The sequence below is a fragment of the Lysinibacillus sp. GW823-FHT02G10 genome, from assembly GCF_058797135.1.
Map to the genome: position 1 here is coordinate 1 of NZ_JBXAJI010000027.1, position 696 is coordinate 696.

Here is a 696-nt window from a genome sequence, read left to right on the forward strand (position 1 = left end):
TGGCGCGCCCGACAGGAGTCGAACCCATAACCTTCTGATCCGTAGTCAGACGCTCTATCCAATTGAGCTACGGGCGCATTTAAAATGGTGCCGAGGACCGGAATCGAACCGGTACGGTAGTCACCTACCGCAGGATTTTAAGTCCTGTGCGTCTGCCAGTTCCGCCACCCCGGCACATTTGGAGCGGAAGACGAGGTTCGAACTCGCGACCCCCACCTTGGCAAGGTGGTGTTCTACCACTGAACTACTTCCGCATGTGCATAAGCTTTTTTATCTGGCAATGAAAATAATGGTGCGGGTGAAGGGAGTCGAACCCCCACGCCTTGCGGCGCTAGATCCTAAGTCTAGTGCGTCTGCCAATTCCGCCACACCCGCTTATTATTATTTATAAATGGTGAGCCATGAAGGACTCGAACCTTCGACCCTCTGATTAAAAGTCAGATGCTCTACCAACTGAGCTAATGGCTCGAAAAAATGGTGCCGGCTATAGGAATCGAACCCACGACCTACTGATTACAAGTCAGTTGCTCTACCTGCTGAGCTAAACCGGCATATGGTGGAGGATGACGGGCTCGAACCGCCGACCCTCTGCTTGTAAGGCAGATGCTCTCCCAGCTGAGCTAATCCTCCTGGGTATTATGCCTAGCGACGTCCTACTCTCACAGGGGGAAGCCCCCAACTACCATCGGCGCTAAA

7 tRNA genes are annotated in these 696 nt (G+C 53.2%); all 7 read right to left on the bottom strand.

The window, feature by feature from the left end:
- Nucleotides 1-77, bottom strand: a tRNA-Arg gene (locus tag AC1RFD_RS22375).
- 8 nt (nt 78-85) lie between these two features.
- Nucleotides 86-174, bottom strand: a tRNA-Leu gene (locus AC1RFD_RS22380).
- A gap of 5 nt (nt 175-179) precedes the next feature.
- Nucleotides 180-254, bottom strand: a tRNA-Gly gene (locus AC1RFD_RS22385).
- 36 nt (nt 255-290) lie between these two features.
- Nucleotides 291-375 (bottom strand) — tRNA-Leu (locus AC1RFD_RS22390).
- Between the two features lie 17 nt (nt 376-392).
- Nucleotides 393-468, bottom strand: a tRNA-Lys gene (locus tag AC1RFD_RS22395).
- A gap of 7 nt (nt 469-475) precedes the next feature.
- Nucleotides 476-551 (bottom strand) — tRNA-Thr (locus AC1RFD_RS22400).
- A 3-nt stretch (nt 552-554) separates the two neighbouring features.
- Nucleotides 555-630, bottom strand: a tRNA-Val gene (locus tag AC1RFD_RS22405).
- Nucleotides 631-696: the final 66 nt, after the last annotated feature.